Here is a 15,093-nt window from a genome sequence, read left to right as displayed (position 1 = left end):
GCGCGTTCATGATTCTTTACGCACGCTCACTTCCGGCTCACCTGGGGGATACAGAGGTCTTCCACACTTCGTCTCACCTGCTGCCCATTGGTGGCGGGCTTCTTCGAAAGGAAGCACTTCTCATGATCTCTCTTCGCCAACGCATCGTCTGGGCCAGCCTTGTGGGGTCGGCCGCCCTCGCCTCTTCGGGCGCCTTTGCACAGGCCCCGGCCGCACCCGGCACTTCTTCTTCCACGCCCCCTGCCGCCGTTGCACAGGCCGAAGGCAGCGCACCCAAGGCGCAGCACAGGCGCATGGACCCGGCCCAGCGCATGGAGCGCATGCAGGAACACCGCGCCAAGCGTCTTGCCGCGCTGAAGGAAAAGCTCAAGCTGAACGCCGCACAGGAAGGCGCGTGGACCACCTTCACTGCGGCCAGCCAGCCGCCTGCCGGGGCCCGTCCGCAGCGCATGGACCGCGCGGAATTCGCCAAGCTCACCACGCCCGAGCGCCTGGAGCGCATGCAGGCCCGCCAGGCCGAGCGCAGCGCAAGGTTCGCCAAGCGCGCCGAGGCCACCAAGGCCTTCTATGCCGCACTGACGCCCGAACAGCAGAAGACCTTCGATGCGGAAACGGTGCATGCCGGCATGCATGGCCACCGTCATGGTCACGGGGGCCATGGCGGCGAGCATAGGGCAGCGCCCGCCAAGAGCTGACCTGCAGACAGGGCGCCCGAGCCGGCGCACGATGAAAAGCCCGCGATGCCCCGAGCACCGCGGGCTTTTTTCGTACACCGGCGCTTATTGAGGCGTACCGGTCTTTTCGGTCGGATTCGTGGGCACGTCCGGCCGCTCGCCCGGCTGGCCGAACTGGGGCTTGGTCTTGCGGGCCAGCTGGCTCACCTCGGCGCGCGACATTTCGCCGGTGGGCCGCGGCATGGCGTTCGGCTGCCCATTCACGGTGGTGCTGGCCTCGCCCTTGGGCACCAGGTTGTTGGTGTTGTTGCGATTGTGGGCGCGCGCCTCGGCCTTCACGGCTTCGCGCGAAACCGGCATGCTCGCATCGGGGCGCTGCGGCGGGTTGGGCACGCCGGCGGGTGTCTGCGTGCTGGCCTGGCCGCCCACGGCCGGGTCCGGCTGGGCGGGTATCGACGTGGCTTGCGCCATGGCGGCACCGGCCGCGGCCATCAGGCCGGCCAGCACCGTGGCGTGGAGGATTGCGTGCTTCATGGTGTGTTCCTTTAAAAAATGATGAAAAAGACCGGCTTGTTTCTGCGGCCTGAAAAATCACCGTAGGAGGCCCCGGATGCGGGCCGTGTCGGGGTGCGGCAGGCCTGCCTGTAGGAGCCGGCCGTCCCGTCGCGACAGGCGGTGAAGAAGGTGGCGCGTTCCTACAGGCGCGACGGGCGCGGCAACGTACAACCTCAAGACCGATGCCTTCCTCCCCGATTCCACTTGCCGCCGCGGCGCCGACCTCGCTCAAGGTCATGACGGTGAACACCCACAAGGGCTTTACCGCGCTCAACCGCAAGTTCATCCTGCCGGAGTTGCGGGACGCCGTGCGCACGGTGGGGGCCGACGTGGTGTTCCTGCAGGAAGTGCTCGGCACCCATTCGCGCCATTCGCGCAAGGTCAACAACTGGCCCGAGGCGCCGCACTACGAATTCCTCGCCGACACCATGTGGCCGCAGTTCGCCTACGGCCGCAACGCCGTGTATCCGAGGGGCCATCACGGCAACGCGGTGCTGTCCAAGTTTCCGATCGTGCATTTCCGCAACCACGACGTGTCGGTGGCCGGGCCCGAAAAGCGCGGCCTGCTGCATTGCGTGCTGCGCCTGCCGGGCCGCACGGTGGACGTCCATGCGATCTGCGCCCACCTGGGCCTGGCCGAGGCGCACCGGCAGCAGCAGCTGGAGCTGCTGCTGCACATCGTGCGCGACGAGGTGCCGGCCGATGCGCCGCTGATCGTTGCGGGCGACTTCAACGACTGGCGCGGCCGTGCCCACCAGGTGCTGGAAGAAGGCGCCGCGCTGCGCGAGGTTTTCGTGCATGCGAACGGCGCAGCCGCCAAGACCTTTCCGGCGCGCTTTCCGCTGCTGTCGCTCGACCGCATCTATGTTCGCAACGCGGGCGTGCACGCGCCTGTGGTGCTGCCGCGCAAGCCCTGGTCGCATCTGTCGGACCACGCGCCGCTGGTTGCGAACATCGACCTTTGAAGCGGACCACGCCCATGACCTGCGGTGAACGCCATGGATAACGTCGGCCGATGGGTGGGCGGCAACCGCGTGGCGCTGCTCGAGAACGGCGAGGAGTTCTTCACGCGCGTGTTCGACGCCATTCGCCAGGCGCAGCGCGAAGTCATCATCGAAACCTTCATCCTGTTCGAGGACAAGGTGGGCCTTGCGCTGCACGCCGCCATGCGTTCGGCGGCCCAGCGCGGCGTGAAGATCGACCTGATGGTCGACGGCTTCGGCTCGCCGGATCTGTCGCGCGAATTCATCGGAGGGTTGAGCGCCGTGGGCGTGAGGGTGCGGATGTTCGATCCGGGTCAGCGCATCCTCGGCCAGCGGCTGAACGTGTTCCGCCGGATGCACCGCAAGATCGTGGTGGTCGATGGAGAGCTCGCGTTCGTGGGCGGCATCAATTATTCGGCCGACCACCTGCTGGACTTCGGGCCCAAGGCCAAGCAGGACTACGCGGTGGAACTGCACGGACCTGTCGTGGCGCAGATCCACCAGTTCGTGCTGCGCGCCATTGCGCTCGGCGACAAGGGGCCGCGCTGGTTTCGCCGCCGGCTCAAGCAGGCACCGCCCCCCGACCGGGGGCCCGTCGGCGATGCGCAGGCCGTGCTCATCACACGCGACAACCGCCGCCACACCGGTGACATCGAACGCGAGTACCTCGCCGCGATCCGCGCCGCACGCAAGCGCATCGTGATTGCCAACGCGTATTTCTTTCCCGGCTACAGGCTCATCAAGGAGCTGCGCCGTGCCGCCCGGCGCGGCGTGGATGTGCGGCTCATCCTGCAAGGCGAGCCCGACATGCCGATCGTCAAGACGGCCGCGACCATGCTCTACCACCACCTGCTGCGTGCGGGCGTGCGCATCTACGAATACTGCGACCGCCCGCTGCATGCCAAGGTCGCGCTGATGGACGACGTGTGGACCACGGTCGGCTCGAGCAATCTCGATCCGCTGAGCCTGTCGCTGAACCTGGAGGCCAACGTGTTCGCGCGCGACAGGGCCTTCAACCAGCTGCTGTGGGAACGCATGGACACGCTCATGTGCAAGAGCTGCCAGCAGATCGGCGCGGCTGACCTGGAAAACGGATGGAGCGGCTGGCGGCTGGTGCGCAGCTTCTTCATCTTCCACTTTCTGCGCTGGTATCCGTCATGGCTGGGCTGGCTGCCGCGGCAGGTGCCGCGCCTCACCCCGGCCGAGGCCACCGAGCTTGCCGAGAAGCGCGAAAAGCGCGAGGGCGCCGGCGACAACGGGGCCGCGCCGACGGAAGCGGCATGAGCACCTGTCCAAGGCAGCGTCAAGAAGGAGGTTGCCTTATGAGCGCAGCGCCGGGCCGCCCCAAGCGAGCTCGCACCGCAGCGCGAAGCACGGAGGTTATCCAGTGAAAACCCGCACCGCGAGGCTCGCGCACCGGCGCTGGTGGCCCTGGCTGCGCCGCATCGCGGTCTGGGCTTTCTTCGGCCTGGTTGCCTGGCTTCTCGTGAACCAGGCACGCGCCATCGACTGGCAGGAGGTGTTCGATGCCATGCGCGCGCTGCCCGCGGCCACGCTGTGGCTGGCCGGCGCGCTGGCCGCCGGCAGCTTTGCGACCTACAGCACCTACGATCTGCTGGGCCGCCATCTCACGCACCACCCGCTTGGCGCCCGCACCGTCATGGGCGTGACCTTCATCAGCTACGCCTTCAACCTCAATCTCGGTTCTCTGGTGGGCGGCGTGGCGTTCCGCTACCGGCTCTATTCGCGCCTGGGCCTTCCCAACGGCACCATCACGCGCGTGCTCGGCTTCAGCATGCTGACCAACTGGCTCGGCTACCTGGTGGTGGCGGGTGCGGCCTTCTGCTTCTGGCCGCTGGTGCTGCCGGCCGAATGGAAGATCGGCAACGGTGGCCTGCGCATCCTGGGCGCGGTGCTGCTGCTGCTGGCCACGGCCTATTTCGTGCTGTGCGCCTTTGCCAGCGGGCACGTCTTCCGGCTGCGCCACTATCCGTTCAAGGTGCCGTCCCTTCGGATGGCTTTGCTCCAGCTGGCCATGTCGTGCCTGAACTGGGCGCTGATCGGCGGCGTGATCTGGGTCCTGCTGCAGGGCGCGGTGGCCTATCACGCCGTGCTCGCGGTGCTGCTGGTGGCCGCAGTGGCGGGCGTGGTCACTCACGTGCCGGCAGGCCTGGGCGTGCTCGAGGCGGTGTTCCTTGCCCTGCTTTCGCACGAGGTGGCGCAAGGCCGGCTGCTGGGTGCGCTGCTGGTCTACCGGGGGCTCTACTACCTGTTGCCGCTGGGTGTGGCCACGGTGGCCTATTTCGTCACTGAACTGCGCGCGCGGCGCTGGCGGCACGCCACGTCGCCGAAGCCCTAGAAGTGGTCGGTGTAGCGCACCCGGACGAAGTTTTCGCCCGGGTTGGGCTTCTTGATGCCCGCATTCGAAAAATGCTGCAGCCGCAGTGTCAGGTCGTGCTTGCCGTTCTCGCCGAAACTGCGTCCGACGCCCAGCACTTCGGTGAACTGGAACGCGGTGCTGAAGGTGCGGTCGGGTGTCCTGTAGATGTGGTCCATCACCGTGCCACCGACGCCGCCTTCGGCAAACCACGGCGAACTGCCGCCGTCGAAGCGGTAGCGCCAGGTGTAGATCGCGCCGATCTGCGTGTAGTTGCGCGAGCCGCTGCCCAGGGCCGGCGCATGCCATTGGCTCGCGAACAGATCCCAGTAGGAAGTGAGCGCGCCTTCATGCACCGGCTGGCGCGGCGACCACGGCAGTGTCACGCCCACGGTGGCCGAATCGGTGCCGCCCTTGTCGCCATGCGGTGCATGGCCGCCCTCGAGATAAAAGCCGCGTGCGCTGTCTTCGAACGCATGAGCCGGTGCACCCAGCAGGCCAAGAACGCCTGCGAACACGGCGGCCCCGAGGGACGCGGACCTGTGTGTTTTCATGATGTGGTTGTTGTCTGCAAATAATGAAAGAAAGGAAATAATGACTTTCTGCCGTGGTCCGCGCCCTCGGCCGCGGCTGTTGCCACGTCGAAAAGTAGGACTTGTTCAACAAAATTGCAGAGTCGATTTTGTTGCGGCGCAGCAATTCCTGCAGCTCGGGCCTATAGTGGTGTTCATCCGTCCTCATACATCGCGCCCATGCCGTCCTTCACCTCTGTCGCCCGCCTGTCCAACCCACTGATGCTGTGGGTGGACGTGGCCCTCAAGACCCAGGAGATGCTGCTGTCCTCCGGGTCTGTCATCCAGATGCGCACCGAGCGCATGGCCAAGGCGGGGCTCGCGCCCAGCGCGGCCGATCTCGCGGAATTTCAGCTCATGGGCGATGAAAAACTTGCCGCTGCAGGCGAATCGGGGGCCGCCATGGTCAGGCAATGGCACAGCAGCCATGTCTCGCTGGCGAGCCGCGCGCTGCAGCAATGGCTTCTGAGCGCCGGGGCCTTTCTGTCGATGGCCGGCAGCGTCACCCCCGCGCAGGCCGCGGAGCGCAGCGATGCCTTCGTCCAGGCCACGGCCCGGGCGGCGGGCACGGCCAGCCGGCTTTCGGGCGCGGCAGTGCGCATTGCACGCGAAGGGCTGAAGCCGATCCACGCCGCCGCCACCTCGAACGCCCGGCGGCTGGCCGAGCTGCGCGACTGACCGGGCGGGCGCGTCAGCCGCGCGCCACGACCAGGGTCAGCAGCGTGATTTCGGACGGCGCACCAAAACGCTTCGGCGGACCCCAATAACCCGTGCCGCGGCTCACGTAGACCCACATGTCGTGCAGCCGGTGCAGGCCGGCGGTGAAGGGCTGCTGCATCGGCACGAACAGGTTCCACGGAAAGAACTGGCCGCCATGCGTGTGGCCCGACAGCTGCAGCTGGTAGCCGGCCTGGGCCGCCAAGGTTGCGCTGCGCGGCTGGTGCGCAAGCAGCACCCGCGTGTGCACCAGCGGCGGCGCGTCGAACAGCGCCAGGTGCGGGTCGCTTGCGTGCGCGGCATCGAAATGGCCGGCGGTGAAATCGGTCACGCCCGCCAGCACCAGCTGGCTTTCGAACAGCTCTTCGTCGTTCTGCGCGCCGCGCACGTTGCGCGTCTGCAGCACCACATGCTCGTTGAGCAGCACCTTCAGGCCCAGCCTGCGCAGTTCGTCGATCCAGGCGTGCGCACCGGCGTAGTACTCGTGATTGCCCGTGACGACGAAAGTCCCGTGGCGCGCGCGCAGGCCGGCCAGCGGCGCAATGTGCTCGCGCAGCTCGGCCACGCTGCCGTCCACCAGGTCGCCGGTGATCGCGATGGCGTCGGCGCCGAGCCGGTTCACCGCATCGACGATGCGCTGGATGTAGGCGCTCCTGATCGTCGGGCCGACGTGGATGTCGCTGAGCTGCGCGATCGTGAAACCCTCGAGCGCCGCGGGCAGGTCGTGGATCGGAACCTCCACGCGCTTCACGTCCGCCGTGCGGCGGGCATTGAGAAAACCCACCATCGACACCAGCGTGGCCAGCACCAGCACGGCCATTGCGCTCCATGGCAGCACGGCATGCCAGGGCACGGCGGCGCCGGACAGCACGCTCGCGAGCCAGGCGAGCAGCAGGCCCGCATCGCGCAGCAGCGTCGACACGAACAGCGAGGAGAACCAGCCCATGCTGATGAGGCCCGTCCATTGGAGCAATTCGCCCACCGAGGCGCCGCGCTCCCCGCCGCGCGAGACAAAGGGCAGCGGGATCGTGAGGGCCGAGATGGCGAGTGCGGCCAGGGCCAGCGGCCAGGCCGGAGTGAGCATGGCCAGCGCGGGCAGCAGGCGCAGCGCGATGTAGGCATGCAGGAGCGCGGTGAGCACGCTCAGGGAACGTATCGGCATGGGGGCAATGGGAACGGGCGTTGCCCGGGATACGGCATCTGCAAGGCGCATGCCGCGCATTCAAGGCGGCCTGCGATCGCCGGTTCGCTATTTTTTCTATAGCGCTGGGCTTCCGGATAGCGGGCGCCGCGAGCGACACGGACTGGAAAGCCGGAGGCCCCAGCGGCCCTTCTCCAGACGGTGACTCTCAGCCTACTGCACCGTGCGCGTGCCGGCGGACGCCATATCGGTGCCCGCCGGCCACAGGAATGCCGCCCGCGCGGGCGCTCCCGGCATGACCTGCAGCGTTTGTTTGAGCGTGTTTCCGCGCAAGCGAGCCTCCACTTCATAGGTGCCGGGGTCGAGCCGCGCCACCATGAACGGACCGGCCGACTCCACGTTGTCGAGCAGCACGGCGCCATGGCTGTCGCGCACGGTCACGCGGACGTCGGATGCGAACTCGGCGCCCTTGTGATCCTTGATCGCGAATTCGAAGGTGGCGGGCCAGCGCGGCGCCACCGTCTCCATCAGCTTGGCTTCATCGCTGCCGATGCCGCCGCTCATGTATTCGATGCCGTGCGTCATGAGGATCGGCGGATTGAACGCCGCATGCGCCGAAGAGGAAAGCGCCGCGAGAAGAACGGCGCCGCACAGCATGGCGGCCGCCAGGGGCCGCGCATGCGATGAAATCCGGGTGGTCATGGTCTGAGTCCTTTCTTGCTTGTCTGCGTGGCCGGAGAGACGCCACGGCGCCACTGTGCGGCGCGCGGCTTAGACAAGGCTTAACGGGAAGGACCAGACCAGGCCGAGGCCGGGGAAAGAAAGGGAAGCTCAGCGCGCCGCGGACGTCTGCGCGAGCGCTTGCGGCATCGGCGGCAGCACCGAGGCCATGTCGAAGTTCGACGGCCACATGAACACGGCCCGGGCCGGCACGCCTGCAATCACCGTCAGCGTCTGCGTGATCGTGAGGCCGCCGAGCGTGACGTTCACGTCGTAGGCGCCCGGATCCAGCCGCGCGAGCATGTAGGGGCCCTGCGACTGCGCCTCCATCACGGGGCGGCCCGTGTACTTTTCGCGCACCTGGACCGCGGCGCGCAACGGGAAATTGCCGCGCTGCGCGCTGTCGTTGATGCCGAACTCGATGGTGGCCGCCCAGCGCGGCGACACCATCTGCATGAAGGCGGCCTCGGCCTTGTTCGTGCCACCGCACATGTATTCGACGCCCTGCGCCATCTGGATGGGCGGGTTCGAGAACGCATGGGCCGATGTCATCGCCCCGAAGAATGCTGCTGTGCCGCCCAGTACCAATGCAGCCATCGGCTGCCGCAGACGCATAAGGTTCATTGCTTCGATGTCCTCGATCATGGGGAGACGTGAAATCCGTCGAGGATTTTGCTTAGCAAGAGTCGGGCTAGATATAGCGTTTACGAGGAACGATCCTCGCGGACGTGTTGAACGCTATTGTTTTAATAGCTGATGACAAATGTGTGACGGGCGTTCACGCCCTTTCTGCAGCACCTCCCTATGAAAACCCTGAGAGGCAGCGCTGTGGGCCCGATTCGACGCGGCGCACGTCATCGGCGCCTACAGCGGTGCACCGCATCGCTGGTTATGAAGAAAGTTCGTACAGAAAAGGAGCTTTCCAATGACCATCGAATCCAGGATCGAAGCAATCAGGAAGATGGACGCCCGCCGCCCGGGTTTTCCGGGCGAGCATCTCGCCGTGCTGGGCACGGGTCTCCTGCTCCTGCTGACCGCGGGGCGAAGCCGCTCGCTGGGACGCCGCCTGCTGGCGGGCGCCGCCGGCGGTGCGCTGGTCGGCCGCGCGGCGAGCGGAACCGGCGGGTTGGCGCGCGTCGCGCGGATGATGCAGGGCGGCAGCAAGCGCGGCGTTCGCGTGCACCGGTCGATCTGAACCTCAGGCCGATCGGCCGGCCAGGCGCCGAAGCGGGGGATACTCGACCTTCATGAATCCCGACCATCGCGACCCGCTGCACGACAGCCGCAACGCGATGACGGAATGGGAGCGCAGCTTGCGCCCGACGCGGGAGCGCCATTGGGCGACGTGGATCGCGCTGTCGGCTTTGCTCTTGTTCGGACTCTATCGCGGCGCCGAATGGCTGTTGGCGCAGCGTGCTGAGCGGCCAGGCAGCGTGGAATCAGCGCTGCCGCCTGCGCCAGGCTCGGCCGCGGAGCGACGTCGCCCCATCCCATCGCCTCCGGCAAATCTCCCGGCCAGCCCTTCAGCGGCGCCAGCTGCTCTCGAAGTCAGCAAATGCACGAGCGCAGCGGGCAAGACCGCTTATTCGGACGGGCCCTGCCCCGCAGGTTCGACCGCCACGACCGTTCGCCTCGACCGCAACCAGAATCTGGCGGATGGAATGAGCGCCGAGGCGCGCGAAGCATCGAATCGGAGCAGCGCTGCACTTGCGGCGCAGCAGCAGTCCTACGAGCGCCAGGTCGCTCGCAACGCCGTGGGCGACACACGAGCCGATTGCGATGCGCTCGATGCCCAGGTCAAGGGGCTCGACACCATGGCGCGGCAGCCGCAGGGCGCGGCCATGCAGGACTGGCTGCGCAGCGAAAGGCAGCAGGCCCGGGACCGGCGGTTCCGCCTGGGCTGCCGCTGATCATCTCGATCAAACGTCGATATTCGCCGCCCGCAACGCGTTCTGCTCGATGAACTCGCGGCGCGGTTCGACCTCGTCGCCCATCAGCATCGTGAACACGCGGTCGGCTTCGATGGCGTCGTCGATCTGCACGCGCAGCAGGCGGCGCACGGTCGGGTCCATGGTGGTTTCCCACAGCTGCGCGGGGTTCATTTCGCCCAGGCCCTTGTAGCGCTGGCGCGAAGTGGCGTTCTCGGCCTGGCCGATGAGCCACTTCATCGCGACGCGGAAGTCGGCCACCTTTTCTTCCTTGGCGCGTTCGCCTTCGCCGCGGCGGACGATGGCACCCTCGCTGCTCAAGAGGTTGCGGAAGGTGTTGGCCGCTTCGGAGAGCGCGGCGTAGTCGGCGCCGTGCACGAAGTCCTGCGTGAGCACGCTGCTCTTGATGTTGCCGTGGTGGCGGCGGCTGATGCGCAGCAACGGCTTGTCGGTGCGGGCGTCGAATTCGCTGCTCACTTCGGCCGGCACGCCGGTGGTGTTGAGCTCGCGCAGCTTGGCCTGCAGCGCCACGGCCGAGGCTTCGGCCGCGGGTGTGGTGTCGAGGTCGAGCGCCACGCCGTCGGCAATGGCGCGCAGGGCTTCCGCATCCATGAAGTTGCGCAGCCGCGCGATCACGGCTTCGGCCAGCTGGTGCTTGCGCGCCAGCTCGGCCAGGGTGTCGCCGCTCAAGGTGGTCGAGTTGGGACCGCCGGTCTCGATGCTCGCGTCCTTCAACGCCACCTTGAGCAGGAAGGCGTCCAGCGCGGGGCCGTCCTTCAGGTATTGCTCTTCCTTGCCGACCTTCACCTTGTAGAGCGGCGGCTGCGCGATGTAGATGTGGCCGCGCTCGACCAGCTCCGGCATCTGCCGGTAGAAGAAGGTGAGCAGCAGCGTGCGGATGTGGGCGCCGTCGACGTCGGCGTCGGTCATGATGATGATGCGGTGGTAGCGCAGCTTGGCGACGTTGAAGTCGTCCGCCCCGCCGCCCGCGCTGGTGGCGCCGGCGCGGCCGATGCCGGTGCCCAGAGCGGTGATCATCGTGAGAATTTCGTTGCTGGTGAGCAGCTTCTCGTAGCGCGCCTTTTCCACGTTCAGGATCTTGCCGCGCAGCGGCAGGATGGCCTGGAACTTCCGGTCGCGGCCCTGCTTGGCGGAGCCGCCGGCGGAGTCGCCCTCCACCAGGTAGACCTCGCACAGCGCCGGATCTTTTTCCTGGCAGTCGGCCAGCTTGCCGGGCAGGCCCATGCCGTCGAGCACGCCCTTGCGGCGCGTCATTTCGCGGGCCTTGCGCGCGGCTTCGCGGGCGCGTGCGGCCTCGACGATCTTGCCGCAGATGATCTTGGCGTCGTTCGGGCGTTCCTGCAGGTAGTCGGTGAGCAGCTTGCCGACGATGTCTTCCACCGGCGCGCGCACTTCGCTGGACACCAGCTTGTCCTTGGTCTGGCTCGAGAACTTGGGCTCGGGCACCTTCACGCTCAGCACGCAGCACAGGCCTTCGCGCATGTCGTCGCCGGTGACTTCGACCTTGGCTTTCTTGGCGAACTCGTTCTCTTCGATGTACTTGTTGATGACGCGGGTCATCGCGGCGCGCAGGCCCGTGAGGTGGGTGCCGCCGTCACGCTGGGGAATGTTGTTGGTGAAACAGAGGACTTGCTCGTTGTAGCCGCTGTTCCATTGCATGGCGACTTCGACGCCGATGTGCGTGCCCGGGATACCGCCGTAGGTGTCGGCCGGGCGCTCGCCTTCGGCGTAGAACGAGTTCGGGTGCAGGACGGTCTTGCCCTTGTTGATGAACTCCACGAAGCCGCGCACGCCGCCGGCGCCGGAGAAGTCGTCTTCCTTGCCGGTGCGCTCGTCCTTCAGGCGGATGCGCACGCCGTTGTTCAGGAAGCTCAGTTCGCGCAGACGCTTGCTGAGGATCTCGTAGTGGAAGTCCGAGTTCTCCTTGAAGATCTGGGTGTCGGGCAGAAAGTGCACCTCGGTGCCGCGCTTGTCGGTGTCGCCGATGATCTTCATGGGCGACACCTCGAAGCCGTTCACGGTTTCGAGCAGGCGGTTCTGCACGAAGCCGCGGCTGAACTCGAGTTCGTGGATCTTGCCTTCGCGGCGCACCACAAGGCGCAGCATCACGCTCAGCGCGTTCACGCAGCTCACGCCCACGCCGTGCAGGCCGCCCGAGACCTTGTAGCTGTTCTGGTTGAACTTGCCGCCTGCGTGCAGCTCGGTGAGCGCAATTTCGGCTGCCGAACGCTTGGGCTCGTGCTTGTCGTCCATCTTCACGCCGGTCGGGATGCCGCGGCCGTTGTCGGTGACGGAAATCGAGTTGTCGGTGTGGATGGTGACGACGATGTCGTCGCAGTGGCCGGCCAGCGCTTCGTCGATGGAGTTGTCGACCACCTCGAACACCAGATGGTGCAGGCCCGTGCCGTCGGAGGTGTCGCCGATGTACATGCCGGGGCGCTTGCGCACCGCCTCGAGCCCTTCGAGGATCGTGATCGAGCCTTCGCCGTAGCTGGTGTCGGCGGGCGTGATCTCGATCGGCACCGCACTCTCGATCTCGGGCGTGTAGACCGGCTCGGTGTGGGGTACTTCGGGCTTGCTTTCTTCTGCACTCATTCGGATATTCCTCTATCTCTCACGGCATTCACGGGATTTCTCGGGCTCTGGGAGCCTGTTTTTCCTGCCTCTTGAAAGCGCAAACCCGCGGAGGACCGCGGGCTGTCTGCGCAAGGCGCTGTGTTTTCTGTCTTCTAGATTCGCATCGGCATCACGACATATTTGAAGGATGCGTTCTCGGGGATGGTCAGCAACGCCGAGCTGTTGGAGTCGGCCAGGTCCAGCTTGACCATGTCCTGGTCCATGTTCGACAGCGCGTCGATCAGGTAGGTGACGTTGAAGCCGATCTCGATGGCGTCGCCGCCGTAGTCGATGTCGAGTTCGTCTTGCGCCTCTTCCTGTTCGGCGTTGTTCGATGCGATGCGCAGCGTGCCGGGCTCGATGTTCAGGCGCACGCCCTTGAACTTCTCGCTGGTCAGGATGGCGGTGCGCTGCAGGCTGGCCAGCAGCGGCGCGCGGCCCAGCGTGACGCTGTTCTTGTGGTTCTTGGGAATCACGCGGTTGTAGTCGGGGAACTTGCCCTCGACCAGCTTGGTGACGAACTCCATGCCGCCGAAGCTGAACTTGGCCTGGTTGTTCGCAAACTGCATCTCGATGGCGCCTTCGGCGTCCGACAGCAGGCGCTGCATCTCGAGCACGGTCTTGCGCGGAAGAATGACTTCCTGGCGCGGCACTTCGACGTCGAGCGTGGCCGACGAGAACGCCAGGCGGTGGCCGTCGGTGGCCACCAGGCTCAGCTGCTTGCCTTCGGCCACGAACAGGATGCCGTTCAGGTAGTAGCGGATGTCGTGCACGGCCATGGCGAACGAAACCTGCGAGAGCAGGTCCTTCAGCGTCTTTTGCGGCACGCTGAACACGGGGCCGAAGTTGGCGGCTTCCTGCACCAGCGGAAAGTCCTCGGCCGGCAGCGACTGCAGCGTGAAGCGGCTCTTGCCGCCCTTGAGCACCAGCTTGCTGGCGCTCGATTCGAGGCTCACGGTCTGGTCGGCCGGCATGGTGCGCAGGATGTCGATCAGCTTGCGCGCGCCGATGGTGGTGGTGAAGTTGCCCTCATCGCCGCCGAGCTCGGCCGTGGTGCGGATCTGGATCTCGAGGTCGCTGGTGGTCAGCTGCAGCTGGCCGCCGGTCTTGCGGATCAGCACGTTGGCCAGGATCGGCAGCGTATGGCGCCGTTCCACGATGCCTGCCACCGATTGCAGCGCGGCGAGGACCTTGTCTTGGGTAGCCTTCAAAACGATCATGTCTTCTTCCTCTTCTCTTATCTCTTTGAATCCGCCAGTGAGACGCCATTCTCCGCTGTTGCGAGGGGCATTCCTGATGACATCCGGGATCAGCCCTTGAGCGTCTGCTCGAGGACGTGCAGCTGCTGGTTGAGTTCGGTGAGCTGCTGGCGCTCGCCCGAGATCTTGCGCACCGCGTGGAGCACGGTGGTGTGGTCGCGCCCGCCGAACAGCTCGCCGATTTCCGGCAGGCTTTTCTGCGTGAGCTCCTTGGCCAGGTACATCGCGATCTGCCGCGGCCGCGCAATGCTGGCCGGGCGTTTCTTGCTGTACATGTCGGCGACCTTGATCTTGTAGTAGTCGGCCACCGTCTTCTGGATATTTTCGACCGAGATCTGCCGATTCTGGATCGACAGCAGGTCGCGCAGCGCCTCGCGCGCCAGGGCGATGGAGATTTCCTTCTGGTTGAAGCGCGAGTAGGCCAGGATCTTGCGCAGCGCCCCTTCGAGCTCGCGCACGTTGGAGCGCACGTTCTTGGCGACGAAGAAGGCCACTTCCTCGGGCATCTCGGCCGATTCGGCGCGCGCCTTGTTGATCAGGATGGCCACGCGCATCTCGAGCTCGGGCGGCTCGATGGCCACCGTCAGGCCCGAATCGAAGCGCGACACCAGGCGCTCGTGGATGTCCGCCAGGCCCTTCGGATAAGTGTCGCTGGTCATCACGATGTGCGACTTCTTGGCCAGCAGGGCCTCGAACGCATTGAAGAATTCTTCCTGCGTGCGGTCCTTGTTGGCGAAGAACTGCACATCGTCGATCAAGAGCAGATCGAGCGAGTGGTAGCGCTCCTTGAACTCATCGAAAGTCTTGCGCTGATAGGCCTTGACCACATCCGAGACGAACTGCTCGGCGTGGATGTAGAGAACTTTGGAATCCGGACGGTCGGCCAAGAGCCGGTTGCCCACCGCGTGCATCAGGTGGGTCTTGCCCAGGCCGACGCCGCCGTAGATGAACAGCGGGTTGTACAGGTGGCCCGGCATGCCGGCCACGTGCATGGCGGCGGCGCGCGCCATGCGGTTGGCCGTGCCCTCCACCAGGGTGTCGAAAGTGAGGCCAGAATTCAGCCGGTTCTTGAAGCCGGCGTTGGCGGACTCCTCGCCCGGACCGGCCACGTCCCGCGGCACGTCGGTTTCGGCCAGCACGGCAACAGGGGTAGAGCGCACGGGTGCTTCTCGCGGAGCAAGTGCTAACTCAACAGCAACCGGCTGGCCGTACATCTTCTCGGCCATGGCGGCAATCTTGCCGGCGTACTGGGCCCGGATCCAGTCGAGCTTGAAGCGGTTGGCAACGAACACCGTCATGCGCGAAAGGTCGTCCGCGACCTGCGCTGTCAGGGGCTTGATCCAGGTGTTGAACTGCTGCTCCGACAGCTCCTGCGCGAGTTGGTCGACGCAGGCTTGCCAGAGGCTTTCGCCGATGCCGTCAGTGGACATGGGCGCTTGAAAAAATGGTGAGACCCTCGGGCATTTTTTGGTATATGTATTGTGGATATTCTCTGCTGAAGGCGCTCGGCATTCTAACTTGTCAAAACCT

The 15,093-nt window shown here is 66.0% G+C and carries 15 protein-coding genes; 7 read left to right on the top strand and 8 right to left on the bottom strand.

What is annotated here, in order from left to right; translation table 11 throughout:
- The first annotated feature begins 122 nt into the window (after nt 1-122).
- On the top strand, nt 123-695 hold the full coding sequence (locus VAPA_RS00075) for a Spy/CpxP family protein refolding chaperone (RefSeq protein WP_021004720.1): 573 nt from the start codon (nt 123-125) through the stop codon (nt 693-695).
- An 84-nt stretch (nt 696-779) separates the two neighbouring features.
- Here the strand turns inward: VAPA_RS00075 and VAPA_RS00070 are convergent, their stop codons facing one another.
- Entirely contained in the window at nt 780-1,208 is a 429-nt protein-coding gene (locus tag VAPA_RS00070) for a hypothetical protein (protein ID WP_021004719.1), read from the bottom strand.
- Nucleotides 1,209-1,411: 203 nt separating this feature from the next.
- On the opposite strand from VAPA_RS00070, the gene VAPA_RS00065 reads away from it, so the two are divergent.
- From VAPA_RS00065 to VAPA_RS00055, 3 genes are all read left to right on the top strand, one after another.
- Complete coding sequence (locus tag VAPA_RS00065; RefSeq protein ID WP_021004718.1) at nt 1,412-2,194, top strand: endonuclease/exonuclease/phosphatase family protein; 783 nt, start codon at nt 1,412-1,414, stop codon at nt 2,192-2,194.
- Between the two features lie 33 nt (nt 2,195-2,227).
- Nucleotides 2,228-3,496 (top strand): cardiolipin synthase ClsB, encoded by a 1,269-nt coding sequence (gene clsB, locus VAPA_RS00060; protein ID WP_021004717.1) that lies wholly within the window; start codon nt 2,228-2,230, stop codon nt 3,494-3,496.
- A gap of 103 nt (nt 3,497-3,599) precedes the next feature.
- Nucleotides 3,600-4,571 carry a lysylphosphatidylglycerol synthase domain-containing protein gene (locus VAPA_RS00055; RefSeq protein WP_021004716.1) on the top strand — a complete coding sequence of 324 codons (972 nt, stop codon included), beginning with the start codon at nt 3,600-3,602 and terminating at the stop codon, nt 4,569-4,571.
- Here VAPA_RS00055 and VAPA_RS00050 read toward each other — a convergent pair.
- Nucleotides 4,568-5,143: an acyloxyacyl hydrolase gene (locus VAPA_RS00050; RefSeq protein WP_021004715.1), complete on the bottom strand. Its 576-nt coding sequence runs from the start codon at nt 5,141-5,143 to the stop codon at nt 4,568-4,570. The genes VAPA_RS00055 and VAPA_RS00050 overlap by 4 nt on opposite strands.
- Before the next feature lie 198 nt (nt 5,144-5,341).
- Between VAPA_RS00050 and VAPA_RS00045 the strand changes: the two genes are divergently transcribed.
- Nucleotides 5,342-5,839 carry a polyhydroxyalkanoate granule-associated phasin gene (locus VAPA_RS00045; RefSeq protein WP_021004714.1) on the top strand — a complete coding sequence of 166 codons (498 nt, stop codon included), beginning with the start codon at nt 5,342-5,344 and terminating at the stop codon, nt 5,837-5,839.
- A gap of 13 nt (nt 5,840-5,852) precedes the next feature.
- On the opposite strand, the gene VAPA_RS00040 is transcribed toward VAPA_RS00045, so the two are convergent.
- The 3 genes from VAPA_RS00040 to VAPA_RS00030 form a co-directional block, all read right to left on the bottom strand.
- Complete coding sequence (locus VAPA_RS00040) at nt 5,853-7,100, bottom strand: metallophosphoesterase (RefSeq protein WP_021004713.1); 1,248 nt, start codon at nt 7,098-7,100, stop codon at nt 5,853-5,855.
- Nucleotides 7,101-7,232: 132 nt separating this feature from the next.
- Nucleotides 7,233-7,721 carry a hypothetical protein gene (locus tag VAPA_RS00035; RefSeq protein WP_021004712.1) on the bottom strand — a complete coding sequence of 163 codons (489 nt, stop codon included), beginning with the start codon at nt 7,719-7,721 and terminating at the stop codon, nt 7,233-7,235.
- A gap of 129 nt (nt 7,722-7,850) precedes the next feature.
- The gene (locus VAPA_RS00030; protein ID WP_021004711.1) at nt 7,851-8,363 is read right to left on the bottom strand and encodes a hypothetical protein; all 513 of its coding nucleotides are present in this window, start codon (nt 8,361-8,363) and stop codon (nt 7,851-7,853) included.
- Between the two features lie 301 nt (nt 8,364-8,664).
- Between VAPA_RS00030 and VAPA_RS00025 the strand changes: the two genes are divergently transcribed.
- Both VAPA_RS00025 and VAPA_RS34365 read left to right on the top strand, forming a co-directional pair.
- A complete protein-coding gene (locus tag VAPA_RS00025; RefSeq protein WP_021004710.1) occupies nt 8,665-8,934 on the top strand; it encodes a hypothetical protein in 270 nt (89 codons plus the stop codon).
- 52 nt (nt 8,935-8,986) lie between these two features.
- Nucleotides 8,987-9,649 carry a DUF4124 domain-containing protein gene (locus VAPA_RS34365; RefSeq protein WP_021004709.1) on the top strand — a complete coding sequence of 221 codons (663 nt, stop codon included), beginning with the start codon at nt 8,987-8,989 and terminating at the stop codon, nt 9,647-9,649.
- A 9-nt stretch (nt 9,650-9,658) separates the two neighbouring features.
- Here the strand turns inward: VAPA_RS34365 and gyrB are convergent, their stop codons facing one another.
- From gyrB to dnaA, 3 genes are all read right to left on the bottom strand, one after another.
- A complete protein-coding gene (gyrB, locus tag VAPA_RS00015; protein WP_021004708.1) occupies nt 9,659-12,283 on the bottom strand; it encodes a DNA topoisomerase (ATP-hydrolyzing) subunit B in 2,625 nt (874 codons plus the stop codon).
- A gap of 134 nt (nt 12,284-12,417) precedes the next feature.
- Nucleotides 12,418-13,524 carry a DNA polymerase III subunit beta gene (gene dnaN, locus VAPA_RS00010; protein ID WP_012745167.1) on the bottom strand — a complete coding sequence of 369 codons (1,107 nt, stop codon included), beginning with the start codon at nt 13,522-13,524 and terminating at the stop codon, nt 12,418-12,420.
- Between the two features lie 89 nt (nt 13,525-13,613).
- On the bottom strand, nt 13,614-14,993 hold the full coding sequence (gene dnaA, locus VAPA_RS00005; RefSeq protein WP_021004707.1) for a chromosomal replication initiator protein DnaA: 1,380 nt from the start codon (nt 14,991-14,993) through the stop codon (nt 13,614-13,616).
- Nucleotides 14,994-15,093: the final 100 nt, after the last annotated feature.

Source organism: Variovorax paradoxus B4 (genome assembly GCF_000463015.1).
Classification (GTDB): domain Bacteria; phylum Pseudomonadota; class Gammaproteobacteria; order Burkholderiales; family Burkholderiaceae_C; genus Variovorax; species Variovorax paradoxus_E.
This window is presented reverse-complemented; position numbering and strand designations above follow the sequence as displayed.